Genomic DNA, 25,097 nt, shown 5'->3' with positions numbered 1-25,097 from the left:
GCACAAACCAGATTGGCTAAATCAGTGCTAGATGCCAGTTGGACAACACTAAGAACCATGCTCAAGTATAAATGCGAGAACGCAGGGGTATGTTATGAAGAAGTCAATGAAGCCTATACCACCCAAATTTGTTCGTGCTGTGGCTCACGCTCCAGTAGTCCGGAAGGTAGAGCAGGACTTGGAATAAGAGAATGGCAGTGTGTGGAGTGCGGTACGCTCCATGATCGGGATGTAAATTCCGCACTGAATATTCTTGCGCTCGGGCATGAGCGTCTAGCAGTAGGAATCTCCGTCCTTTAGGTCGGGGAGGATGTCAAATTTCTGAGATGCTCAAATGAAGTCAATGGATTTGACATAAGTTTGAAACTACATAGCTGTGAAATATAACACTATGCCCAAATGACCAACATTGCTGCAAGCACGACCAATCCCAATCCCCAATGATCGGTACGGGCAAGTTTTTCTTTAAAGAAATACGCTGAAATAAGTAAGCTGAATAATATTTCAATTTGTCCGAGTGTTTTCACAATCGCCACAGTTTGCATACTCATGGCATTAAACCAGCCCAGTGATGCTAAAAAACTGCAGACGCTCACTTTAAAAGTTAATCCAACCCGCTGCCACATGGCATATAAGGTATGTCGTTTAAATATACCTAAAAAAGCCAATAAGATAAAACATTGTAAGCCAATGACCCACACCAAAACCCATGCAGCACGGTGAATAAACGGTAAGAAATCCAGCTCTAGACTGGCTTCACGCACCAATAAAGAAGTCACCGCAAAGCTGAGTCCACTACCGATTCCAATGGCTAAAGTCGTGAATGAAAAATCACTGCGTTGATTGCCTTTACTGAGTAGAAATACCGCAATACCGCCTATCGCAACGCCGAACCAAGCCAATGCACTTAAATGTTCTTGTAAGAAAATCACGCCTACAATTGCGGCTAAAACTGCTTCACTTTTGGCAAGTCCGACACCCACCGCATAATTTTTCTGTTGAAACAGTTTTACCATTAAAGCCGTGGCTAAAATCTGACACACTGCTGCAATAATGATATACAGCCAAAACACCGAACTAAAATGTAGTTTGGCTTGAACAGGCTGCTGCCATTGTAAAATGCTTAAATACGCCAATGCAAAAGGCAAGGCAAAAATAAAACGTGCCAAAGTCACGCCATAAACATCTACACTTGTGCTGAGTTGTTTTTGAAAGGCATTGCGCCATGCCTGCATAAATGCAGCCATTAAGGTAAAGAGCACCCAACTCGAAATCATTGCAACCACAAATGCTTTACTGATAAAGTTATAATTTACGCCTATTCCGTTATTTTTGCGATCTTTATTGCTTTTGAGTTATGCGCTTACGATCTCTTTTATAAACAAAAAAAACATTCATTAAAATTCAAATGAATGTTTTTCATATCTTGAAGCGATTATAGGTGTGCTGTTATTCAAAAACTGTTTAGAACTTATCTAAATTCACCACAACAGCCACGCCGATACAAAATAAAGCTACATACACGGTAAACCAAATAATCATGTGCTTAAATGCTTTGTCTGAAATACTGCTATCGGCATATTTCTGTGGTTTGCGTGAGTTATCTTCTTGCATATCGACTCCAATCTAGCCAGATTATGGGGATATACAGATTATGTAAAATTCTAAAGCATTGCTGTAGATACAAAATATTCATTAAAAACTATAACAGTTGATTTTAGATACATGCCAATCTGTTATAAAAAAAGAAATTATTTAATGTTTTAAACCTAAAAATAGATCAAAATAAGTAACAGCTGCAAAAAATGCTTGAGTCATACCATGTATAAATCTGAACAATTGGCGTTGAACATTCGGCAACTCATTGAAAATGGTGCATGGAAAGCACATAGCAAGTTACCTTCGTTAAGAGAACAATCACAAATCAGTGGTTATAGCTTAATGACCGTGCTAAACGCTTATCAAGAACTTGAAGCTCAGGGATTGGTTTACGCTAAACAAAAGTCGGGGTTTTATGTCGCAGAACGTCTCAATCAAACTGAACGACCTGTACCAAGCAGTTTGAGTTTAAATGCACATATTCAAATGAACTCTTTGGTCTTTGGCTATTTAAAATCAATTCAGTCTGCAGATGTCAGTCCTTTAGGCTCTGCCTTTCCCAATGCAGAATTACTGTTTAACCCAAAGTTAATGCAAATTTTAGCGCAGCACGCCAAGCGAAAAAGCAGTTATTTTAGCCACGACCACATGCCACCGGGCAATTATGAATTAAGAACCATAATTGCAAATCGCTACTGTTTACAAGGCATACCCACCCATGCAAATGACATTGTCATTACATCTGGCGCATTAGATGCGCTCAATTTGTCATTACAAGCTTTGACCAAACCTGGAGATTTTATTCTATTACAAGAAACTATTTTTTATGGTGCATGGCAAGCGGCTGAACGTCTTGGTTTACAGGTGATTACCATTCCAGAACACCCTGTTTCAGGTTTCGATTTAGACTCATTTGAACAAGCCTTAAAACAATACCCAATTAAAGTCTGCTGGTTGATGTTGAATATTCATAACCCTATTGGCTTTAGTGTCAGAGATGAAATTAAGCAACGTATTGCGAGTTTGCTTGAAGAATATCAAGTGTATTTAATTGAAGATGATGTCTATCAAGAATTGTATTACGGAACGCAAAAACCGCTACCCATGAAGTATTTTGACCGACAACAACGGGTACTGCACTGCGCTTCTTTTTCTAAAACTTTGGGTTCTGCTGTGCGGGTTGGTTGGGTTTATGCAGGACAATTTTCCAATGCTATTCAGCATTTGCAACTCATGAGCACGGTTTCTGCAAGTCCCTTACTGCAAAACACTTTGGTGGATTTTCTGTCACATCATCATTATGAAAATCATTTGCGTCAATTACGCAAGCAATTAGAAAAACACAAAAAAGTGTTTTATCAGCAGTTGAAACAACGCTTAAACCCAACCTGCAAAATTCACTACTATTCTAGTGGATACTTTTTATGGATTGAACTGCCTGCATATATAGATGGCTATACGATTTATCAGCTATTGATTCAAAACAAGATTGGCATTGCGCCAAGTCAGTTATTCCGTTCTGAACAGGTCAGCCAGAACTTTATCCGTTTAAACTGCTCTTTTGCTTGGAACAGTGATATTGCGACTGCACTGGATGTTTTGTCTGCGGTAATACAGCAACACATCACCCAATATACTCATGCCTAAAATTACAGAGCCGATCACCCGACAATAAAAAAGAGCTGAGTTTTGGCTCAGCTCTTTTGTGATTTACAGGGCTATTTTAGAAGTTATAAATTGCGACTGCATTGATTCGGTTATCTTCACCTGTTTTACTACCATTAACAGCTTCTAAAGCAGTACGTTCACCATAGACATACTCTAGACCAAAGCTTAATGGTTTACGCGGGCTATAGAAAATATTTGCCCAGCCTTGCCATAATTCTTTGTTAGCACGAGTCGCATCAGATTGCGTTGAATCTTTTGGAAAAGAGTTTTTCAAAATATTAGTATAACTTTGATTTTCATCAAAACTCATATAACCATAGCCAAGTGTGCCGTGTATTTTATCGCTGAATTTTTGAGTTATACCCACCATAATTGAATCAAATTCACTTTGAATAAGATCACCATTTGCTTGAGCAACTACGCCTCTGTTGGTAAATGACACAAAGCTGCTATCACCTTTAACATGGTAATAATCTGCTTTAAGGGTTGTGCCAGGGACAACTTCATATTTTACACCTACGCCCACACCCCATGCCATTTCTTCTTCAGAATTAACACGTTTTTCATGGCCCATAGCACGAACACTAACATTTAAATTATCTGCAAATTGATGATTTAAACGTGCTGTTAATGCAGGTAAACGCTGGCTAATTGTGGCATCTTTAGGGTCTTCAGCAGCCACCACCAAATTAGTTTGTGGACTAAATTTTGTAGTATGACGTACCTGAGGTGTACGTTTTACTGCACCACCTACAAATGCCAAAGCATCAATGGTTTCTGGCATATAGTCTGGAATGGCAAAGTTTGACCAAGTTTGACCAATTAACCAGTTGCCATAATTTAAGTAAGCATGACGAATACGTAAATTATCAAAATTTGAACCGCCCAAGAAATCGACTTCAATTTTACCTTTTACGTCTCGATCGCCCACCGGGCTTTTAAAATCCAAACCTAAACGTGTAGCAGAAAGCGTTGATCTTAAACGATCACTACTTTCATTATTGCCTTCTAACGCCACTGCATTAATGTGGTTATATGGCAAATCTCGGCTACTGCCCTCAACCTGATAAGACGCATCTAAACGCACATTACCATATAAGTTGAACTCAGCACCTTTGGCTGTTTTCAGAATTGGACTCGGGCTTGCTGAACTGCGTTGTACATTGGCAATTGCACTTGCTGTTTGCGCATTTTGTACTTTTTGCTGTTCTATCAGACCACGTAAAGCTTGAACTTCCTGTCTTAGTTGCTCAATTTCCGTTTGCTGTTGGGTCTGCGCCTGAGCTGCAACACTCATACCACCCATACTCAATGCAATCATGCTCATCATGAGCGTGCGCTGCATTGTTGGTCGAACCGTTGTAGATTGAAAATTAAAAGATTGGGTTAATGTTTTCGCGTTCATCCTAAACTCGCTTGTTATTGTGCCATCAAATTCTAGCAACAGATCACCATCGCTTACGATGGCGATCTATATCATTGATGACTGTAGATTAATGGAAAGGTAAAGAAATTATTGGGTTGCTTTTTGTGCGACTGGATTGCTTTCTACAGCAGGCTCCGCAGCGGCTTTAGCTTCTACAGACGTTTTTAAATTCACCATGAAGATTGCTAAGGCAGCAATTACACCTGGAATCGCAATAGCAAAGAAGTTCATTTGGTGCGGTAAATTCATGGTTAATAGTGCACCTGTGAGTACTGGCCCAACGATTGCACCGATGCGACCAATACCTGACGCCCAGCCCATACCTGTAGAACGTACAGTAGATGGGTAATATTGTGCGACGAAAGTATAAAGCAAGATTTGTGAACCAATTGTCGCTGCACCTGCAACTGCAATTAAGGTATACAACACGATTTGCGGGCTGTTGAAACCAAGTAGAATTAACGCTGCTGCACCACAGATAAACATAATGGTCAGTACTTTTTTGATATGGAAACGGTCAGCCAGCGCACCACCACCAATCGCGCCAATCATCCCACCAATGTTCAAGGCGAATAAGAAGATCATACTTGCACCAAGTGAGTAACCTGCTTGGATCATCAATTTTGGTAACCAGCTGCCCAAAGCATAAACCATTAACAAGCACATGAAGAATGCGATCCAGAACATGAACGTACTGAACATACGGCCTTGCTGGAACAATGCTTTTACAGGTGCTTCATCGCCTTTAGTCACTTCATTCAGTACAAACTCAGTGTCACCATTTAATTGTTGGCTTGGTGAAATTTTTTGCACAATGCTGCGAGTTTGCTCAATTTCTTTCTTGTTGGTCAAATACATGAGTGACTCAGGCAAGAATTTCCAAATTAATGGTAAAGCCACCAATGGAATAATTGCGATGTAAAACATGATTTTCCAACCAAACTCTGGCACTAACCATGCACCCAACAATGCTGATGTCATACCACCAATCGCATAACCACTGAACATAAGTGCAACTAAAGTACTACGAATACGCTTTGGCGCATATTCAGTCATTAATGCCACTACGTTTGGCATTACACCGCCAATACCTAAGCCTGCAAGGAAACGTAAAATACCAAATTCAACAGGGTTAGTCGCAAATGCGCCAAAGAAGGTAAAGCCACTAAAAATAGCCACACAGATCATAATGGTTTTTTTACGACCCAACTTGTCCGATAACGTACCGAAGGTCATGGCACCAAACATCATGCCAAACAATGCCGTACTGGCCAGTAAACCTGCTTGTACCGCACTGAGCGCCCACTCTTGCATAAGTAATGGTAATGCAACCCCATAAATGACCAAATCGTAACCGTCAAAAATAATGATCATCAAACACCAAAACAATACGCCCCAATGGAATGGCGTGAACTTGGCCTCGTCAATCAAGGTATTAATATTAATTTTATTGCTTTGCATCTTGCTTCACCTCCTAATTGTGAAGTCCGTTACTCCAACTCAGATGCACACAATGAATAATAAGTTAAAATTTGTCCAAAACTGAATAGGCATGGATACATACCTAAAAAGTCTATAGTTTTATAAGATATTGATTTTAAAACAGATAAAAATAACAAGGCGAAAAAAATACTGTAATGTGATGCTTAAAAAAGTTTTTTCAGGCAATTCACATAACAGTATTTTGTTAAAAATATCTGTGCTTTTATATAAAAAATATAGTTATAAATATTTGTTTTATATGGCTTTACTAGAATACATTGCGATCATAAGTAAATGCTTCCAAATCATAAACTTGATAAATGCAGTCAAACAAAGATCGAATGTCTTCACTTTCATCCATATTACGAATTGCCATAAACACAGGACTTACAGCCGAGTCATCTAATAAAGGTATAAAGTGCAAATGTGCCAAATGAATATTTTGTGCGCTTTCTGGCACGATACACAAGCCCTCACCTGCAGCAACAAAACCCAACGCCAATTGTAATTCACGCACTTCACGAATTTTGCGAGGTTCTAAACCATACTCAGAAAACACGCCACGAATTTGGGTAGAGAAGTTTGGCTTGTTGTGATTTGGATATAAAAATAGTTGTTGATCAACAACATCCGCCAAATATACACCTTCTTTTTGTGCCGCAAATGGGTGGCTCGAATGTACTGCAACCATCAAGCGTTCTTCACGTAATAAGATACGTTTAACTGCAGGATCAGAAATTCTTAAGCGTCCAAATCCAACATCTATACGCCCTTCTTTAAGTGCCTGAATTTGGTCATTGGTGGTCATTTCCACCATTTCTATTTTTAAATGCGGATGCTGCTGCTTAAACAAATACACAATTCTTGACAATAATCCGAACAATAAAGAACCAACGAAGCCAATAGTCACAGTACGACCAGCAATACCGACACGTTTTGTCATCGACTTGATTTCTTCCGCATTAGACAAAAGTTTAACGGCATGTTGGTAAAAGAATTGGCCTGCTTCGGTGGTCTTAAGCGGTCTACTTCCACGCTCAAATAGTTGAATTCCAAGCTCTTGTTCTAAATTTTGGATCTGTCTGCTCAAAGGTGGTTGAGCAATAAAGAGTTTTTCTGCTGCCTTGGTGAAACTTTGCTCTTCTACAACAGCAACAAAATAACGTAAATGTCTGAGTTCCATAGCTCAAAATACCTTTTAAGTATAAAAAAATGCATATTTGATCTTCGACCAATGCAATTTATTCTTTTAAGGTATATCACATAACTGTAATAAAGCAATGATATGAAGGGCAAACCATGTATAAGTCAGTAGAAACTTTGCTGGTGGAAATACCAACCATCCGTCCACACAAGATGGCGGTTGCAACCATGCAAACCCAAACCCTTGTATTAGTCAAAATCACCACTGAAGATGGTTTTGTTGGCTGGGGCGAAGCAACCACGATTGGCGGCTTGGGCTATGGTGAAGAAAGCCCAGAAAGCGTAAAAACCAATATCGAAACATATTTCGCATCATTGCTAAAAACTTTAGCTGGCTTGAATGTTGCGCAAACTTTACAGGTCATTAAAAAGAATATCAATGGCAACCGTTTCGCGAAATGTGCCATTCAAACTGCTTTATTAGATATTCAAGCGCAGCGCTTAAACCAACCTTTAAGTGAAATTTTAGGTGGTCGCCTACGCAACTCGGTTCCTGTGTTATGGGTACTTGCATCTGGCGATACAGAAAAAGACATCGCTGAAGCACAAAAAATGATTGCGGCTAAACGCCACAACACATTCAAGCTCAAAATCGGTTCACGCCCAGTAGAGCAAGATGTAGAACACGTATTGGCAATCAAACAAGCATTGGGTAAAGACGTTTCTATTCGTGTAGACGTAAACCGTGCTTGGTCAGAACTTGAAGCAATTAAAGGCATCCAGCTTTTACAAGATGGTGGTGTCGATTTAATTGAACAACCATGTGCAATTGACAACATTGATGCCATGGAGCGTTTAACACGTAAATTTGATATTGCCATCATGGCAGATGAATCATTGATGGGCCCACAAAGCGCTTATCAATTGGCAAAACGTAATGCTGCATCTGTATTTGCAGTTAAAGTTGCCCAATCTGCGGGTCTAATCGAAGGTTGTGAAGTTGCAACAATTGCACAGTTGGCAGGCATCGACCTATATGGCGGCACAATGCTTGAAGGCCCTGTCGGCACGATTGCATCTGCGCATGTGTTCTCGACCTTCCAGAATTTAGCTTATGGCACAGAATTATTTGGTCCGTTATTGCTGACCGAAGAAATTTTAAAAACTCCACTTCAGTACCAAGACTTTGAATTACACCTTCCAACAGGTGCAGGTTTAGGTATTGAGTTGGATGAAGACAAAATTGACAACTTGCGTCGTCAGTAATTAGGAGAAACCCATGCTTTTCCACGTACGTATGGATGTAAACATTCCATTGGATATGCCAGCAGAAACTGCTAACGAAATTAAAGCCGTTGAAAAAGCATATTCGCAGGAATTACAGCGTCAAGGTAAATGGCGTCATATTTGGCGTATTACTGGCCAGTATTCAAACATCAGTATTTTTGATGTTGAGAGCAATGAAGAACTGCACAACATTCTGCAAGGTCTTCCGCTCTACCCTTACATGAATATTGAAGTGATGGCATTGAACCGCCACCCTTCATCAATTCGTGAAGATGACACCTGATTTAATTCGGAAACTGGAGTAAGCACCTTACTCCAGCACCAAAGTAAACATTTAGCAAACCAAGTAAACAAGGAAAGTGGCAGCCAATTATCTCGTTTTTAGTCCAGAGATATTCGCCACCAAAGCACACCTCCAAGGAGAATGAAAATGAATCGCCAAGAAATTGATGCATTAGTTAAGCAAATGAACGTTGATACAGCGACAGGCCCTGTAGATGAACGTGTACAACAAGTTGTTGTGCGTTTATTGGGTGACCTTTTCCAAGCGATCGAAGATCTTGATATTTCTCAGTCAGAACTGTGGAAAGGTCTGGAATACTTTACTGATGCCGGTCAAGCGAACGAATTAGGTTTATTGGCTGCAGGTTTGGGTCTGGAACACTACCTAGACTTACGTGCTGATGAAGCGGATGCTAAAGCAGGCATTACTGGCGGTACGCCACGTACAATTGAAGGTCCATTGTATGTTGCTGGTGCGCCTGAATCTACTGGTTTTGCTCGTATGGACGATGGTTCTGAAGAAGGCAAAATCCCGACGCTGATCATTGAAGGTACAGTGACTGATACTGACGGCAACCGTGTTGAAGGTGCTAAAGTTGAAATCTGGCATGCCAACAGCCTGGGCAACTACTCATTCTTTGACAAGTCACAGTCTGACTTTAACCTGCGTCGCAGCATCATTACCGCTGCCGATGGTCAATATACTGCATTGACGACAATGCCAGTGGGTTATGGCTGCCCTCCAGAAGGTACAACTCAGTTTGTACTGGACAAGCTAGGCCGTCACGGTAACCGTCCATCGCACGTACATTACTTCGTATCTGCACCGGGTTACCGCAAGCTGACTACTCAATTCAATATTGAAGGCGACCAATACCTGTGGGATGACTTTGCATTCGCGACTCGTGAAGGTCTGGTGGCAACTGCGGTTGACGTGACTGATGAAGCTGAAATTGCAAAACGTGGTCTGAAAGGTCCTTTCAAACACATCCAGTTCAACATTGTTCTTCAGAAAGATCAAGCTGGCGTTCCTTCTACTGAAGTTGAACGTCGCCGCGCAAGCGCATAATTTGAAATGGAATCGGGATGTGGTCGTTGCCCCATCCCGATGACTGCCCTCCTTGGAAAGTCGGAGAAAGGACATGCCTCGTATTCCTGTTATCAATACTAGCCACTTAGACCGTATTGACGAATTATTGGTTGATGATTTTGAATCTGGTGAATTTAAATTACACCGTTCAGTATTCACAGACCAAGCCCTGTTTGACCTAGAAATGAAATACATTTTTGAAGGCAACTGGGTTTATTTGGCACATGAAAGCCAAATTCCAAACAACAATGACTACTACACCACTTACATTGGTCGTCAGCCAATCATCATTGCGCGTAACCGCAATGGCGAATTGAATGCCATGATCAACTCGTGTTCACACCGTGGTGCACAATTATGTCGTTACAAGCGTGGTAACAAAGCAACTTATACTTGCCCATTCCACGGTTGGACTTTCAACAACTCTGGTAAGTTGTTAAAAGTTAAAGACCCAGCAGATGCAGGTTATTCAGATTGCTTTAACAAAGACGGTTCACACGACTTGAAAAAAGTTGCCCGCTTTGAAAGCTATAAAGGTTTCTTGTTTGGTAGCTTAAACCCAGATGTTCCTTCTTTAGAAGAATACCTAGGCGAAGCGACTAAAATCATTGACATGATTGTGGGTCAATCTCAACAAGGTCTTGAAGTTTTACGTGGTTCTTCGACTTACACCTATGAAGGTAACTGGAAGTTAACTGCTGAAAACGGTGCCGATGGTTACCACGTGTCTGCAGTACACTGGAACTACGCTGCAACAACTCAGCAACGTAAAGAAAAAGAAGCTGGCGATAACATCCGTGCAATGAGCGCAGGTTCATGGGGCAAACAAGGCGGTGGTTCTTACGGCTTTAAAAATGGTCACATGCTACTTTGGACTCAATGGGCTAACCCAGAAGACCGTCCTAACTTTGCCAAGAAAGATGAATACACCGAGCAATTCGGTGAAGCAATGGCGAAATGGATGATCGAGCGTTCACGTAACTTGTGTATCTATCCAAACGTGTACTTCATGGATCAGTTCGGTTCACAAATTCGTGTGTTACGTCCTCTTTCTGTCGATAAGACTGAAGTGACGATTTACTGTATCGCACCTGTAGGTGAAGAGCCAGAAGCACGCGCACGCCGTATTCGTCAGTACGAAGACTTCTTTAACGCATCAGGTATGGCTACACCAGACGATCTTGAAGAATTCCGTGCATGTCAAGTTGGCTACGCAGGTATCGCACTTGAGTGGAACGATATGTGCCGTGGTTCTAAGCATTGGATCCAAGGTCCAGACGATGCTGCAAACGAAATCGGTTTAAAACCAAAACTTTCAGGTATTAAAACTGAAGACGAAGGTTTATATCTTTCACAGCACCAACATTGGTTAGATCTAATCAAAAAAGGTATTGCGACTGAAAAAGAAATTGCTGCATCTACTGAAGGAGAAAACGCATGAGCGCGATTACTTTAGAAAATATTGCTCAATTCCTTTATCAAGAAGCTCGCTTCTTAGATGATGAGCAATGGGATGAGTGGTTACAGTGCTACGCTCCTACTGCTTCTTTCTGGATGCCAGCTTGGGATGACGATGACCGTTTAACTCAAGATCCACAGTCTGAAATCTCTTTGATTTACTATCCAGACCGTCAAGGTTTAGAAGACCGTGTGTTCCGTATCAAAACTGAGCGTTCATCTGCAACCATGCCAGATACACGCACAAGCCACAACATCAGCAACATTGAAATTGTTGAACGTGATGGCGATAAAGTCACTGTACGTTTTAACTGGAACACTTTAAGTTTCCGTTACAAAACTAACTACAGCTACTTTGGTATGTCACGCTATGAAATCGATTTTTCTGGCGACAAACCGCAAATTTTAAGCAAGTACGTGGTGCTGAAAAACGATTACATCAACCAAGTAATCGATATCTACCACCTCTAAGACTGTATTCATTTACAGCAAGGTAAAAACCTTTCAGCCAGATGGAATCTTGGCTGAAAGGTCTAGTTTTAAAGATTTCTATAGGATATTCAGCCATGTCAAACCACAATGTTGCACTTCAATTTGAAGATGGCGTTACACGTTTTATTTCTGTTACAGATGGTGAAACACTGTCAGACGCAGCTTACCGTCAAAAGATCAATATTCCTTTGGACTGCCGTGACGGTGCATGTGGAACGTGCCGTGCGTTTTGTGAATCAGGTTCGTATGACATGCCTGAAGAAACTTATATTGAAGATGCATTGACACCAGAAGAAGCTGAACAAGGCTACATTCTTGCATGCCAATGTAAACCAACTTCTGACGCAGTATTCCAAATTCAAGCAACTTCTGATGTATGTAAAACTGAAATTCATGCATTTGAAGGTACTTTGGCTCGTGTCGAAAACTTATCTGACTCTACCATTACTTTTGACATTCAGTTAGATGAAGGTCAACCAGACATTCACTTCCTTGCAGGTCAATACGTGAATGTGGGTATTCCTGGTACAACAGAAACCCGTTCATATTCTTTCAGCTCTAAACCAGGCAACCGCTTAACGAGCTTTGTTGTACGTAACGTACCAAACGGCAAAATGAGCGAATTCTTAAGCCAAAATGCCAAAGCTGGCGACAAAATGACCTTTACGGGTCCATTTGGTAGCTTCTACTTACGTAATGTAGCACGCCCTGTAGTGATGTTAGCAGGTGGTACAGGTATTGCACCATTTATGTCTATGCTGCAAGTACTTGAAGAAAAAGGTTCTGAGCACCCTGTACGTTTAGTTTTTGGTGTGACCAATGACTTTGACTTGGTTGCAATTGAAAAATTAAACGAACTACAAGAAAAATTCTCTTGGTTCGAGTACCGCACTGTAGTGGCAAATCCAGAATCTGCACACGAGCGTAAAGGTTACGTGACTGGCCATATCGAAAACGAATGGCTCAACGGTGGTGATGTAGACATCTACCTATGTGGTCCAGTGCCAATGGTAGAAGCGGTACGTGGCTGGTTAGATGCAGAAGGTGTTAAACCTACAAGCTTCCTATTTGAAAAATTCTCTGCCAACTAAGTTTGTTATACAGTCTAGAAACATAGTCGGAGAATACAATGAATCGCTCAAAAAGATTTGAAAACAAAGTTGTAATCGTGACTGGTGCCGCTCAAGGCATTGGTCGCGGTGTGGCTCTACAAGTGGCTAGCGAAGGCGCACAAGTAGTCATGGCTGACCTTTCTCCTTATGTAGAAGAAGTGTTAGCTGAAATTGAAGAGCTTGGTGGCGATGCTGTTACTGTAAAAGCCAATCTTGAAACTTTTGCAGGTGCAGAATCTGTGGTTGCTAAAGCACTTGAAACCTATGGTCGTGTTGATGTGCTCATCAACAACGTCGGTGGTACAATTTGGATGAAACCTTTTGAAGAATTTTCTGAAGAAGAAATTATCAAAGAAGTGAATCGTTCATTGTTCCCTACTATGTGGTGCTGCCGCGCAGTATTGCCTGAAATGGTGAAAAACCAGAAAGGTACCATTGTAAACGTATCTTCAATTGCAACCCGTGGTATTAACCGCGTGCCATATTCGGCGTCTAAAGGTGGTGTAAACGGTTTAACTGCTTCCCTCGCCTTTGAACATGCCAAAGATGGTATTCGTGTGAATGCCATTGCAACTGGCGGTACAGAAGCGCCACCACGTAAAGTGCCTCGTAATGCCAACCCACTTTCAGAATCTGAAAAAGAGTGGATGCAACAAGTAGTCGATCAAACCATTGATCGTACCTTCTTGGGTCGCTACGGCACCATTCAGGAACAAGTGAATGCGATTTTATTCCTTGCTTCTGATGAATCATCGTACATGACAGGTACTGTTGTACCTGTAGGTGGTGGTGATCAGGGCTAAGCCAAGATCATGACCAACTTCAACAGGATCATTGCTTGACGCAAGGAGGCAAATCGTCAATGAGTCACCTGTTCCAAACTTTAAAAAATGACTGGTCAATTTCAGCCACTGTTGCAGGATTCTTAGCAGTGCTGATCTCCTATTCAGGGCCATTGATCATCTTTTTCCAAGCGGCACAGCAAGCCCAAGTTTCCCCAGACATGATGATTTCATGGATTTGGGGAATTTCTATTGGTGCTGCTGTCGCAGGTATCTTTTTGTCCATTAAATACAAAGTGCCTGTGGTCACCGCTTGGTCTGCACCCGGTACCGCATTGCTGGTCACACTGTTTCCCGATATTACCCTAAATGAAGCAGTTGCAGCCTACATCACCTCTGCTGTGGTGATTTTTTTGATTGGAATCACAGGTTATTTTGACAAACTCCTGTCTTGGATTCCGCAAGAAGTCGCAGCAGGCATGATGGCAGGTATTTTGGTTCAATTTGGCTTAGGCTTATTTACTGCAACCGATACCCTGCCATACATTGTATTTGGGATGCTAGCGGTATTTTTATTGGCAAAGCGTTTTAGTCCACGTTATGCCATGATTTGGGTGCTTGCTGCAGGCATTATACTCAGCTTAATGCTCGGTAAAATTAACCCTGTCACCACCAATTTTAGTTTGGCAATTCCACAGTTTATTGTTCCTGAATGGACGTGGAATTCAACCTTAAACTTGGCATTACCTTTAATTTTAGTCAGCTTGTCTGGACAGTTTTTACCGGGCATGGCAATTATTAAAATTAGCGGTTATGACATGCCTGCTAAGCCTATTATTAGTGCGACCAGTATCGCTTCTCTTGCCGTTGCGTGTGTGGGAGGAATTACCATTGTACTTGCCTCTATTACTGCAGCATTATGCTTAGGTAAAGATGCGCACGAACTGAAAGAAAAGCGATATATTGCAGGTGTTGCAAACGGTATTTTCTATATTTTAGGTGGGTTATTTGCGGGTAGCATCGTCATGCTATTTAGCCTATTGCCCAAAGAACTGATTGCAGCGTTGGCTGGACTTGCACTTTTAGGTGCAATTGCCACCAATATTTCAGTTGCAATGAGTAAAGAATCACAGCGTGATGCAGCCCTCATCACCTTTTTAGCAACTGCCTCTGGCATGCAGTTTTTAGGGCTAAGTTCTGTATTTTGGGGCATCTGTATTGGTTTGATCGCACATTGGGTATTAACCAAACGCGACAACTCAGCAGCACCCCTACCTTCAACTCAAAGTTCCAAAAGTTAATGGACAGGCAATTGTCTAGGACACATTATGATTGATAAAAGTCAAACTTCTTTAACAGAAGTCCTTTCGCAAATTAAAGATGGTTCAACCATCATGATTGGTGGTTTTGGTACCGCAGGTCAGCCAGCGGAACTCATTGATGGTTTGATTGAACTTGGCATCAAAGATTTAATTATTGTAAACAACAACGCAGGTAATGGTGACTACGGTTTAGCGAAACTGCTAAAAGCTGGCGCGGTACGTAAAATTATCTGTTCATTCCCACGTCAGTCTGACTCTTGGGTATTTGATGAACTTTACCGCGCAGGCAAAATCGAGCTTGAACTGGTGCCGCAAGGTAACTTGGCATGCCGTATTCAGGCTGCAGGTATGGGTCTAGGTCCAATCTATACCCCTACAGGTTTTGGTACTTTACTTGCAGAAGGCAAACCAATCTTAAATTATGAAGGTAAAGACTACGTACTAGAAAACCCAATCCGCGCAGACTTTGCTTTAATTAAAGCACAGCAAGGCGACCGTTGGGGTAACTTGGTGTACCGTAAATCTGCACGTAACTTTGGCCCAATCATGGCGATGGCTGCCGATGTGACAATTGCACAGGTTTCTGAAGTGGTTGAGTTAGGCGCGTTAGATCCTGAACACATCATCACTCCGGGTATTTTCGTTCAGCACGTTGTTGCCGTTGGCGCAAAACAACCTGAACAATCTGCATAACTGTCACGTGAAGGAGAACATCATGAGCTATACCAAATTAACACGTGATCAAATCGCTGAACGTGTGGCACAAGACATTCCAGACGGTGCTTATGTCAACCTCGGCATTGGCTTACCAACTAAAATTTCAAACTACCTGCCTTCAGACAAAGACGTATTCTTACACTCTGAAAACGGTTTATTGGCTTTCGGTCCACCACCTCCTGCAGGTGAAGAAGACCCTGAGTTAATCAACGCAGGTAAAGAATTCGTGACCATGCTAACAGGCGGCTCATTCTTCCATCATGGTGACTCTTTTGCCATGATGCGTGGCGGTCACTTAGACATCGCAGTATTGGGTGCATTCCAAGTGGCTGAAAATGGCGACTTGGCAAACTGGCACACAGGTGCGCCAGATGCGATTCCTGCTGTTGGTGGCGCAATGGACTTAGCCGTTGGTGCGAAAAAAGTCTTTATCACAACCGATCACGTCACCAAAAAAGGTGAACCAAAAATCGTGGCTGAATTGACTTACCCAGCAACTGGCTTGAAATGTGTAGACCGCATTTACACTGACTTATGTGTGATTGACGTAACTCCTGAAGGTATGAAAGTTCTTGAAAAAGTTGAAGGCTTGAGCTTTGAAGAATTACAGTCATTGACTGGTGCAAAGCTGATTGATGCGACTCAGGCTTAATCGTCTTTAAATATAATTTTTAATCCCCCTAAATCCCCCTTTTTCAAAGGGGGACTTCCATCAAGTAATTTTAGGTGGGAATCTCCTCCCTTTTTTAAAGGGAGGTTGGGAGAGATTAAGATATTTGGAAAATAAAATATGAAAAACGCATATATCGTCGATGCCATCCGTACCCCATTTGGTCGTTATGCAGGTGGTTTAGCTCCAGTCCGTGCTGATGACTTAGGCGCATTACCGATCAAAGCACTTATGCAACGCAATCCATCTGTAAACTGGGAACAAGTTGATGACGTGATTTACGGCTGTGCCAACCAAGCAGGTGAAGACAACCGTAACGTGGGTCGTATGTCTGCACTTTTAGCAGGTTTACCGTACCAAGTGCCAGCAACCACTGTAAACCGTTTATGTGGTTCATCGCTAGACGCAATTGCAATGGCCGCACGTGCAATTAAAGCAGGTGAAGCAAACCTGATTATTGCAGGTGGTGTTGAATCAATGAGCCGCGCTCCATTTGTGATGGGTAAATCAGAATCTGCTTATGGTCGTAGTCAAAAAATTGAAGACACCACAATGGGCTGGCGTTTCATTAACCCGAAACTCAAAGAAATGTACGGCGTAGAAACTATGCCGCAAACTGCTGAAAATGTAGCGGAACAGTTCAATATTAACCGTGCCGATCAAGACTTGTTTGCTCTAACCAGCCAACAACGTACTGCTGCTGCACAAGCACGCGGTTTCTTTGACAAAGAAATTATTGCAGTGGAAATTCCACAACGTAAAGGCGAGCCTGTCGTTGTTGCTGCAGACGAACATCCACGTGCATCAACCACAGCAGAAGCATTGGCAAAATTAAAGCCAGTGGTAAAAGCAGACGGTACTGTGACTGCAGGTAACGCGTCAGGTATTAACGATGGTGCGGCTGCCCTACTGATTGCTTCTGAAGAAGCGGTTGCACAACACGGCTTAAAACCACGTGCCAAAATCATTGCTTCAACTGTTGTTGGTGTTGAACCACGTATTATGGGCTTTGGTCCTGCGCCTGCAATCAAAAAATTGTTGGCACAAACAGGTTTGACCATTGAACAAATGGACGTGATTGAACTGAACGAAGCCTTTGCTGCACAAGCATTAGCATGTACTCGTGACTTAGGCATTGAAGATGGTTCAGAGAAAGTCAATCCAAACGGTGGTGCAATTGCTTTAGGTCACCCACTTGGTGCATCTGGTGCGCGTTTAGTCACTACAGCACTGAACCAACTTGAACAAACTGGCGGTAAATACGGTTTATGTTCAATGTGTATTGGTGTTGGTCAAGGTATTGCTTTGATTATTGAACGTGTTTAATCCTCATTAAAAGTCCCCCCTTTCATAAAGGGGGATTTAGGGGGATTTATAAGATTAAGGATTTAAAAAAAATGCCAACTTTTACCTCAAATGATGCGCAAATCAATTACCAAACTTTTGGTGATGCTACAAAACCTGCACTGATTTTTTCAAACTCGCTGGGTACAAACTTCAAAATGTGGCAAGCACAGATTGATTTTTTCCAGCAAGACTTTTTTGTAATTTGCTACGACACACGTGGTCACGGTGCATCATCAGCTCCGCAAGGTCCATATAGCATTGATCAATTGGGGCAAGATGTTGTAAATCTACTCGATCACTTAAATGTTGAAAAAGCGGCATTCTGTGGTATTTCTATGGGCGGTTTAACAGGTCAATGGTTAGCGATTCATCGCCCTGAACGTTTTAATCAGGTGGTGGTGTGTAATACTGCGGCAAAAATTGGTCAAGAACAGGCTTGGAATGACCGTGCCGCATTGGTACGTGAACAAGGTTTACAACCGATTGCTTCGACTGCAGCATCACGCTGGTTTACTGAACCCTTTATCCAAAGCAACGCGACAGTGGTCAACAATCTTCAAAACGACTTGGCAGCTGGCAGCGCCGAAGGTTATGCGAGCTGTTGCGAAGCTTTGGCTAAAGCGGATGTACGTGAACAACTTAAAGACATCACTGTGCCTGTTTTAGTGGTTGCAGGTCAGCAAGACCCTGTGACAACAGTTGTCGATGGTCAATTTATGGTTGAACGTATTGCCAATAGCCAATTGTTTGAAATCAATGCATCGCACATTTCTAACGTAGAATTGCCAAATGAATTTAACCAAGCAGTGAAGCAGTTTATCCAAGCATAAAACTTCATTGTTATTGTTAATAAGTTAAAAGTTAAAAAAATAGAGTTCTTTCGAGAACTCTATTTTTTATAGATGAATCTGCAGTTAGACGAGCTGGACTTAAACTAACTCCACCGCAATCGCTGCGGCTTCACCACCGCCAATACATAAAGATGCCACGCCTTTTTTCGCGCCTATACGTTGCAATGCATGAATGAGCGTCACAATAATACGTGAACCTGAAGAACCTAGAGGATGCCCCAAAGCACATGCACCACCCTGAATATTCACTTTGGCAGGGTCTAAATCAAAAGCATCTATCGCAAGCATGGTTACCATGGCAAAGGCTTCATTAATTTCCCACAAATCTACATCGGCAACCGACCACCCTGCTTTATCTAGCACTTTTTGAATCGCCCCTACAGGAGCAAGAGTAAACTCAGAAGGATGTTGTGAATGTGTCGCGTATGCCACAACTTTTGCAAGCGGTTTTAAGCCACGCTCTGCCGCAACCACATCTGATGTAATCACCAGAGCAGATGCGCCATCTGAAATAGAGCTGGCATTGGCGGCTGTAATCGTGCCATCTTTTTTAAATGCGGGACGCAAACTGCTAATTTTATCGACTTTGGCATTTAACGGTTGTTCATCCTGATCGACAATCACATCACCTTTACGTGAATGAACAGTGACAGGCACGATTTCATTTTTAAAATAACCGTTTTGAATGGCTTCTACCGCGCGGTTTAAAGAGCGAATTGCGTATTCATCCTGCTGCTCACGGGTATAGTTTTTCTTGTCTGCCATGTCTTGCGCCAGCACGCCCATCGACAAGCCTGTTTCAGCATCTTCTAAACCTTCCTGAAACATGTGGTCTGTGACTTTGCCGTGTCCCATACGGAAACCTGCACGTGCTTTATCTAGCAAATACGGCGCATTCGACATAGATTCCATACCGCCAGCGACCACAATCTGCGCTGAACCTGCCTGAATAGCATCGGCTGCCTGCATAACAGCTTTCATGCCAGAGCCACAAATTTTATTGATGGTGGTTGCACCTGTACTATCGGGTAAACCCGCTTGACGCATCGCCTGACGTGCAGGGCCTTGCTTCAAACCTGCAGGCAATACACAACCAAAAATTACTTCATCAATGTCAGTCCCACTTAAACCTGCACGTGCAACTGCGTGTTGAATTGCAACCGCGCCTAAATCGGGTGCTGTACAACTTGCCAGTGAACCTTGAAAGCCGCCCATTGCGGTACGTACAGCATCTACAATTACAATCATTTTTAGTCCCTTATTACCGTCTTTTTAAAGTGATTACCGTAAAAGCCATGCTTTTTAAAATTACAAATAACATCCCTGTGAGTTAGCAAGTAATTCACGTTAAATGTAAATCAAAAGATGAGCATTGCAATCTCGCAAAGTGCTGAATTGCTATGCTTGATTGATCTTAGACTTTTAGGCCTTGCTTATGAAAAATAGAATAAAAGTTTTAGAAATCCAATTTTATTTCACTAAAATGACCTGTTTGGTTCAGTTTTATTGACAACCGATTTGGCTTATGGATTGTGCTATTTTTCACATGATATTTTTTAAATTCATTGGTTCACTGATGAACATACGTTAAAACTTACCTTTTCAAGACCTTGGTGCTATTTTCAAGTTGCTCAAACTGCACTAGACTCCAACATGCTTAATTGGTTGTAATTGGAATATTGATTGATGACGACTCTACGCCAAGAAAATTTCCGACGTCGTAAAGAGAAAATTTTGGCAATGGCTGAGGTTTTATTACTGGAAAATCATAATGATATTACATTAAGTGAGTTGGCTGCAGAGTTAGATATTGCCAAAGGCACAATTTATAAATATTTCAAAAGTAAAAATCAGCTCTATTTAGAGTTAATTATTTTAAATGAACAGCGTTTATTGGATATTTCCAAACAGTATCACCATAACTTTCAAACTTATGTTTCGCAGTACATGCTGTATAACATGCTTAATTCCAACCGTACGATTTTGCTGCACTCGATTGAAGAACGCTTAACCAATAATGAACGTAAACTAAATGAATTGTTTGAACAGTTATACGATATTCGTGAGCAGCGTATTTTAGAAATTAAGGACATCACCCAAGCCTATTTAGAGTCCTTTAACAGCGCGATGTCGATCCGTGATTATCTGTCTTATATTTGGACAGTAACTTATGGTGCGTCGTTATTACTCAATTCTACCCATTATCAAAAAGCTATTGGGTCACGTGAACGCTTAATCAAGCTATATATTAATCAAGCACTGATGACGCCAGATAAAGTATCTGCGATTGTTTGATTTTTACATAGTTAGCTTCGTTGGATTCATTGCTGATCCCGCTAAATATTAGCGTCTAAGTAGAAAGAAATTTGCTTTTCAGAACGTATTAACTCACCTCATAAATTTATTCTCTAAATAAAAAATCCCAAAGTTCAAACTTTGGGATTTTTCAAATTCTTTTGACTGTCTAAAGACACATCATTCTGCACTAATATCTTCAAATAATACTGAAGATAAATAACGCTCACCACTGTCAGGTAAAATCACCACAATATTTTTACCTGCATTTTCAGGACGTGCCGCCAATTTTGCAGCAGCAGCCATTGCTGCACCACTTGAAATACCGACTAAAATACCTTCTTGGGTTGCTGTTTTACGCGCCCAGTCAATTGCTTCAGCACTTTCAATCGCAATCACTTCATCCACCAAATCTAAATCTAGGTTTTTTGGAATAAAGTTAGCGCCAATCCCCTGAATTTTATGTGGTGCAGGCGTAATGGCTTCACCACGCTTGGCCTGAGCGATAATTGGAGATTCAGCAGGCTCGACTGCAACAGTATGCAATGCCTGACCTTTTACCTTTTTGAAATAACGCGAAATACCAGAAATCGTACCGCCTGTACCTACACCTGCAACAAGAATATCGACCTTGCCGCCTGTTGCTGCCCAAATTTCTGGGCCTGTGGTTTCTTCATGAATTTGCGGATTGGCAGGGTTATTAAACTGCTGCGGCAAATAATAAGTTTCAGGATGTTCGGTTGCCAAACGCTCTGCTTCATCCACCGCGCCTTTCATACCTTTTGCAGGCTCAGTCAGCACCAAATTTGCACCCAACGCTTTCAACACCTTACGGCGCTCAATACTCATGCTTGCAGGCATCGTTAGTGTAATCTCATAACCTTTTGCTGCAGCTACAAATGCCAAAGCGATTCCTGTATTACCGCTGGTCGGTTCTACAATATGCATACCTGCTTTTAACACGCCACGTCTTTCAGCATCGGCAATTAAAGCAGCACCAATACGGCATTTCACAGAAAATGCAGGGTTACGGCTTTCCACTTTGGCTAAAACCGTTGCATCGCCAGAAATTAAACGGTTAATGCGTACCAATGGCGTGTTACCAATCGCTTCTGCATTATTGCTATATACGGCAATCCCTAAATTTGCTGGTGTTGAAAAAGCTGCATCTGTGGTCATGATTATTCCCTAAGTTATATCTATATAAACAAAATTTAAATTATCATACCTTTTTATAAAATTTTTGCCGATGTTTCACGAAAATTGTTTTATACAAAAATATGATTAGCTTTCAACAAAATGCGAATTAGAATAAAGAGATGACGACCTCAGTTTAATTGTCGATTTTCTCGGCACTTGGGTTTGAAATTCGCTATTTATTTTTTGACAATAGCAACACATAACAAAATGTAGGGAATGCAATGTCTAATAAACGTTACAGTCAGCTTTATCGTAATTTCACTAAAAAAATCTTAGATAAGATTGTGACGCCACAAGTATTAGGCACGACTGCAGAATTAGAACATCGTGTTGCACAAAGCTCTGAAAAAACACAATTTTGTTATGTGCTGCAAGATGCCTCTCTCAGCAATACCGTATTGATTGATCAGCAGACGCAATCTCGTGGTTTACCTTCTGTGTATGCGCCTTTAAACATTGCCGAGCATCAGGAAGACGATTCCATTTTGGTCTTGCGTGAGAAAAACCCACAGCACAGTGCTTATCACTACTCTGCTAAATTGATTCGACTCATTGAAACCTTAGAGCAACATCCTGAACATGATGTGTTGTTAGTTCCCGTAACTGTACTTTGGGGACGTTCACCCGAATACGAAGACTCTTGGTTTAAAGCATTATTTGCCGATGCATGGTCTACGCCAAACAAGCTTAAACAAACCATTAATATTTCGCTCTATTCACGTGATAACTACATCGAGTTTCATAAAGCAATTTCCTTACGTCAGCTTATTGAACAAGCCACACAACAACAACCACACTTATCGCCTGCGCACTTTATTGAGCAACATCTGGAACACAATTTTAATCAACACAAAGAAGCGATTTTAGGCCCAGACTTATCTGACCGCCGTAATTTGATTCATGCGTTGATGAAAAGTGAAGCAGTACAACAAGCTATTCGTAAAGAAAGTATCGAACAAAAGGTCAGTATGTTTGAAGCAGAAAACCGTGCTAAAAGCTATTTAACTGAAATTGTATCGGACTTTTCTTATTCGACTTTGCGTTTTGCTGAACTGGCACTGACCAAGCTTTGGACACAGCTCTATGATGGCATTGAAGTGCATCACTTTGACACGGTACGCGAACTCGCCAAAGACTATGAAATCGTCTATACCCCTTGTCATCGTAGCCACATCGACTATTTGTTGCTGTCTTATGTGATTTTTAATCGTGGCTTGATGGTGCCGCATATTGCAGCAGGTATTAATTTAAATTTACCAATTGTGGGTCAATTAATGCGTGGTGCAGGTGCGTATTTTATTCGCCGTACTTTCAGCGGCAATGAATTATACACCTCGGTATTTAAAGAATATTTACACAGTTTATTGTCACGCAACACCCCACTCGAATACTTCATTGAAGGTGGACGCTCACGTACAGGTTTATTGTTACCGCCGAAAAAAGGCATGTTGTCGATGACCATTCAAAGCCATTTACGCGGAGCAACCAAACCAATTGCATTTATTCCAACGTATTTTGGTTATGAAAAACTGATTGAAGGCACATCTTATTTAAATGAATTAAACGGCAAACCGAAAGAAGCCGAATCTTTATGGGGTATTTTAAACTCTGCCCGTAAAATTGAAAAAGTCTTTGGTCAGGTCTATGTCAACTTTGGCGAACCTGTATTTTTAGATGATGTTTTAACTGCCAACCAAGCACGCGATGTAAAACTGAACATAAATGATGAACTACCGACCTCTGTGATTCACACGGTAGATCATACTGCGCATGCAATCTTGGAAAATATCAATAAAGCGGTGGTGATTAACCCAATCGCCCTCATCTCTCTGATTTTATTAAATGCCGATCAGCATGCATTGAAACAAGATGAGCTGCTCGCCCGAATTGAACAATATCGACGTTTGCTCAAACAATTGTGCTACGACCCACGTATGATTATTACGGGTTTAAATCCACAAGAAATTATTGAATATGCGCTAAAACTTAAACAAGTTGAGCGTTATAACCAAGATGGTGTAGAACAGATTCGAGTCGCAGAAAGCCAAAAAATCTTATTGAGCTATTTTAGCAATAATATTTTGCACTGCTTTATTTTGCCTGCGTGTGTAGCATTAATTGTGCAGCAGTTTAATGAACAAAATTTAGCATTATCATGCGCAGATTTAATGCAAAAACTGCAGGCGATTTATCCATATTTGAAGCAAGAGTTTTTCTTGGCATGGACGGCGCAAGAACTTTCTCAAGAAATCGAAAAAATTGTGGCGTACTTTATTCAGCAAAATTGGGTTACAGAAGCAAATCTGCAATTACAGCCGAACCCAGCTACACAGCATGAACTCTATGCCTTAGCTGAACTGGCAAAACCAAGTTTAAATAATTTCGTATTGATTCAAGGGCTTTTGCAGCGTTATAGCGCACACATCCCTTTAAATCTGAAAGTTTTGGAAAAAATGACCAAAACCGTATTACAACGCGCTGCAGATTCTGCACAATTTAAGTCTGCATATTATTTTGATAGTGCCACCTTAAAAAGTTTTATCAGCAGTTTAGATCAGCAAGCCTTGTTGCAACACAATGCTGCGCAGATAAGCCTAGATGATACTTTTAGTGCCAAAATGTCTGAATACTTTGCTTGGTATAACCCAGAAATTCACGAGTTATTAGCTGCATCGAGTGAATTTAGTGAGAAAGAATTAAAAAGTTTTGAACAGGTGAAAAAATAGGTTTTATTGTAACTCAGCCACTTTTTTATCAATTTTTTGATTAGAATATCAGGCCATTATTTATGATTGGCTGATATCTTTTCTTAAATGATACTTGTTCTCATATATAAATAATGATTTATGTTATATAATTTATCTTCCACTCCCG

At 41.3% G+C, this 25,097-nt stretch carries 23 protein-coding genes; 16 read left to right on the top strand and 7 right to left on the bottom strand.

Annotated features, from left to right (window positions below):
• A partial coding sequence (locus FTU66_RS12440) for an RNA-guided endonuclease TnpB family protein (protein WP_179990854.1) occupies positions 1–300 on the top strand: 300 nt, incomplete at its 5' end.
• 89 nt (positions 301–389) lie between these two features.
• Here the strand turns inward: FTU66_RS12440 and FTU66_RS12435 are convergent.
• Positions 390–1,277, bottom strand: a complete 888-nt coding sequence (locus tag FTU66_RS12435) for a DMT family transporter (RefSeq protein WP_131261930.1) — start codon at positions 1,275–1,277, stop codon at positions 390–392.
• A 187-nt stretch (positions 1,278–1,464) separates the two neighbouring features.
• A complete protein-coding gene (locus tag FTU66_RS12430) occupies positions 1,465–1,614 on the bottom strand; it encodes a hypothetical protein (RefSeq protein WP_004973540.1) in 150 nt (49 codons plus the stop codon).
• A 207-nt stretch (positions 1,615–1,821) separates the two neighbouring features.
• Here FTU66_RS12430 and FTU66_RS12425 point away from each other — a divergent pair, with 207 nt between their 5' ends.
• Positions 1,822–3,246: a PLP-dependent aminotransferase family protein gene (locus FTU66_RS12425; RefSeq protein WP_180112889.1), complete on the top strand. Its 1,425-nt coding sequence runs from the start codon at positions 1,822–1,824 to the stop codon at positions 3,244–3,246.
• Between the two features lie 76 nt (positions 3,247–3,322).
• Here the strand turns inward: FTU66_RS12425 and FTU66_RS12420 are convergent, their stop codons facing one another.
• From FTU66_RS12420 to FTU66_RS12410, 3 genes are all read right to left on the bottom strand, one after another.
• Positions 3,323–4,672, bottom strand: coding sequence for a DcaP family trimeric outer membrane transporter (locus FTU66_RS12420; protein WP_225530761.1), 1,350 nt, complete (start codon positions 4,670–4,672; stop codon positions 3,323–3,325).
• A 108-nt stretch (positions 4,673–4,780) separates the two neighbouring features.
• Positions 4,781–6,154, bottom strand: a complete 1,374-nt coding sequence (locus FTU66_RS12415; RefSeq protein ID WP_163145796.1) for an MFS transporter — start codon at positions 6,152–6,154, stop codon at positions 4,781–4,783.
• Positions 6,155–6,443: 289 nt separating this feature from the next.
• Complete coding sequence (locus FTU66_RS12410) at positions 6,444–7,358, bottom strand: LysR family transcriptional regulator (protein WP_096901617.1); 915 nt, start codon at positions 7,356–7,358, stop codon at positions 6,444–6,446.
• A gap of 116 nt (positions 7,359–7,474) precedes the next feature.
• On the opposite strand from FTU66_RS12410, the gene FTU66_RS12405 reads away from it, so the two are divergent.
• The 12 genes from FTU66_RS12405 to pcaD all read left to right on the top strand — a co-directional run bounded on the left by FTU66_RS12405 (position 7,475) and on the right by pcaD (position 18,707).
• Positions 7,475–8,584: a muconate/chloromuconate family cycloisomerase gene (locus tag FTU66_RS12405; protein ID WP_004973532.1), complete on the top strand. Its 1,110-nt coding sequence runs from the start codon at positions 7,475–7,477 to the stop codon at positions 8,582–8,584.
• Positions 8,585–8,597: 13 nt separating this feature from the next.
• Positions 8,598–8,888 carry a muconolactone Delta-isomerase gene (catC, locus tag FTU66_RS12400; protein ID WP_096901615.1) on the top strand — a complete coding sequence of 97 codons (291 nt, stop codon included), beginning with the start codon at positions 8,598–8,600 and terminating at the stop codon, positions 8,886–8,888.
• A gap of 147 nt (positions 8,889–9,035) precedes the next feature.
• Positions 9,036–9,956, top strand: a complete 921-nt coding sequence (gene catA, locus FTU66_RS12395; protein ID WP_180112888.1) for a catechol 1,2-dioxygenase — start codon at positions 9,036–9,038, stop codon at positions 9,954–9,956.
• A 73-nt stretch (positions 9,957–10,029) separates the two neighbouring features.
• A complete protein-coding gene (gene benA / locus FTU66_RS12390) occupies positions 10,030–11,418 on the top strand; it encodes a benzoate 1,2-dioxygenase large subunit (protein WP_180009198.1) in 1,389 nt (462 codons plus the stop codon).
• A complete protein-coding gene (benB, locus tag FTU66_RS12385; RefSeq protein ID WP_096901612.1) occupies positions 11,415–11,906 on the top strand; it encodes a benzoate 1,2-dioxygenase small subunit in 492 nt (163 codons plus the stop codon). The genes benA and benB overlap by 4 nt, the downstream gene beginning before the upstream one ends.
• A gap of 95 nt (positions 11,907–12,001) precedes the next feature.
• Complete coding sequence (gene benC / locus FTU66_RS12380) at positions 12,002–13,018, top strand: benzoate 1,2-dioxygenase electron transfer component BenC (protein WP_180112887.1); 1,017 nt, start codon at positions 12,002–12,004, stop codon at positions 13,016–13,018.
• Between the two features lie 38 nt (positions 13,019–13,056).
• Positions 13,057–13,842: a benzoate diol dehydrogenase BenD gene (gene benD / locus FTU66_RS12375; RefSeq protein WP_180112886.1), complete on the top strand. Its 786-nt coding sequence runs from the start codon at positions 13,057–13,059 to the stop codon at positions 13,840–13,842.
• Positions 13,843–13,901: 59 nt separating this feature from the next.
• The gene (benE, locus tag FTU66_RS12370) at positions 13,902–15,122 is read left to right on the top strand and encodes a benzoate/H(+) symporter BenE (RefSeq protein ID WP_104851985.1); all 1,221 of its coding nucleotides are present in this window, start codon (positions 13,902–13,904) and stop codon (positions 15,120–15,122) included.
• Between the two features lie 27 nt (positions 15,123–15,149).
• Complete coding sequence (locus FTU66_RS12365) at positions 15,150–15,836, top strand: 3-oxoacid CoA-transferase subunit A (protein WP_180009200.1); 687 nt, start codon at positions 15,150–15,152, stop codon at positions 15,834–15,836.
• A 22-nt stretch (positions 15,837–15,858) separates the two neighbouring features.
• On the top strand, positions 15,859–16,512 hold the full coding sequence (locus FTU66_RS12360; protein ID WP_104851987.1) for a 3-oxoacid CoA-transferase subunit B: 654 nt from the start codon (positions 15,859–15,861) through the stop codon (positions 16,510–16,512).
• Positions 16,513–16,650: 138 nt separating this feature from the next.
• The gene (pcaF, locus tag FTU66_RS12355) at positions 16,651–17,856 is read left to right on the top strand and encodes a 3-oxoadipyl-CoA thiolase (protein ID WP_070155120.1); all 1,206 of its coding nucleotides are present in this window, start codon (positions 16,651–16,653) and stop codon (positions 17,854–17,856) included.
• Positions 17,857–17,927: 71 nt separating this feature from the next.
• Complete coding sequence (gene pcaD / locus FTU66_RS12350) at positions 17,928–18,707, top strand: 3-oxoadipate enol-lactonase (RefSeq protein ID WP_096901607.1); 780 nt, start codon at positions 17,928–17,930, stop codon at positions 18,705–18,707.
• Between the two features lie 99 nt (positions 18,708–18,806).
• On the opposite strand, the gene FTU66_RS12345 is transcribed toward pcaD, so the two are convergent.
• Positions 18,807–19,976, bottom strand: coding sequence for a thiolase family protein (locus tag FTU66_RS12345; RefSeq protein WP_180112885.1), 1,170 nt, complete (start codon positions 19,974–19,976; stop codon positions 18,807–18,809).
• A 438-nt stretch (positions 19,977–20,414) separates the two neighbouring features.
• On the opposite strand from FTU66_RS12345, the gene FTU66_RS12340 reads away from it, so the two are divergent.
• Positions 20,415–21,023, top strand: coding sequence for a TetR/AcrR family transcriptional regulator (locus FTU66_RS12340; protein WP_004973506.1), 609 nt, complete (start codon positions 20,415–20,417; stop codon positions 21,021–21,023).
• A 180-nt stretch (positions 21,024–21,203) separates the two neighbouring features.
• On the opposite strand, the gene cysK is transcribed toward FTU66_RS12340, so the two are convergent.
• The gene (gene cysK, locus FTU66_RS12335; RefSeq protein ID WP_096901605.1) at positions 21,204–22,202 is read right to left on the bottom strand and encodes a cysteine synthase A; all 999 of its coding nucleotides are present in this window, start codon (positions 22,200–22,202) and stop codon (positions 21,204–21,206) included.
• Between the two features lie 242 nt (positions 22,203–22,444).
• Between cysK and plsB the strand changes: the two genes are divergently transcribed.
• A complete protein-coding gene (gene plsB, locus FTU66_RS12330; protein ID WP_096901604.1) occupies positions 22,445–24,949 on the top strand; it encodes a glycerol-3-phosphate 1-O-acyltransferase PlsB in 2,505 nt (834 codons plus the stop codon).
• Positions 24,950–25,097 lie beyond the last annotated feature (148 nt).

It is taken from the genome of Acinetobacter sp. YH12131, assembly GCF_013418635.1.
Taxonomy (GTDB): domain Bacteria; phylum Pseudomonadota; class Gammaproteobacteria; order Pseudomonadales; family Moraxellaceae; genus Acinetobacter; species Acinetobacter towneri.
The sequence above is the reverse complement of the archived record's forward strand: the minus strand, read 5'-3'. Positions and strand labels throughout refer to the sequence as shown.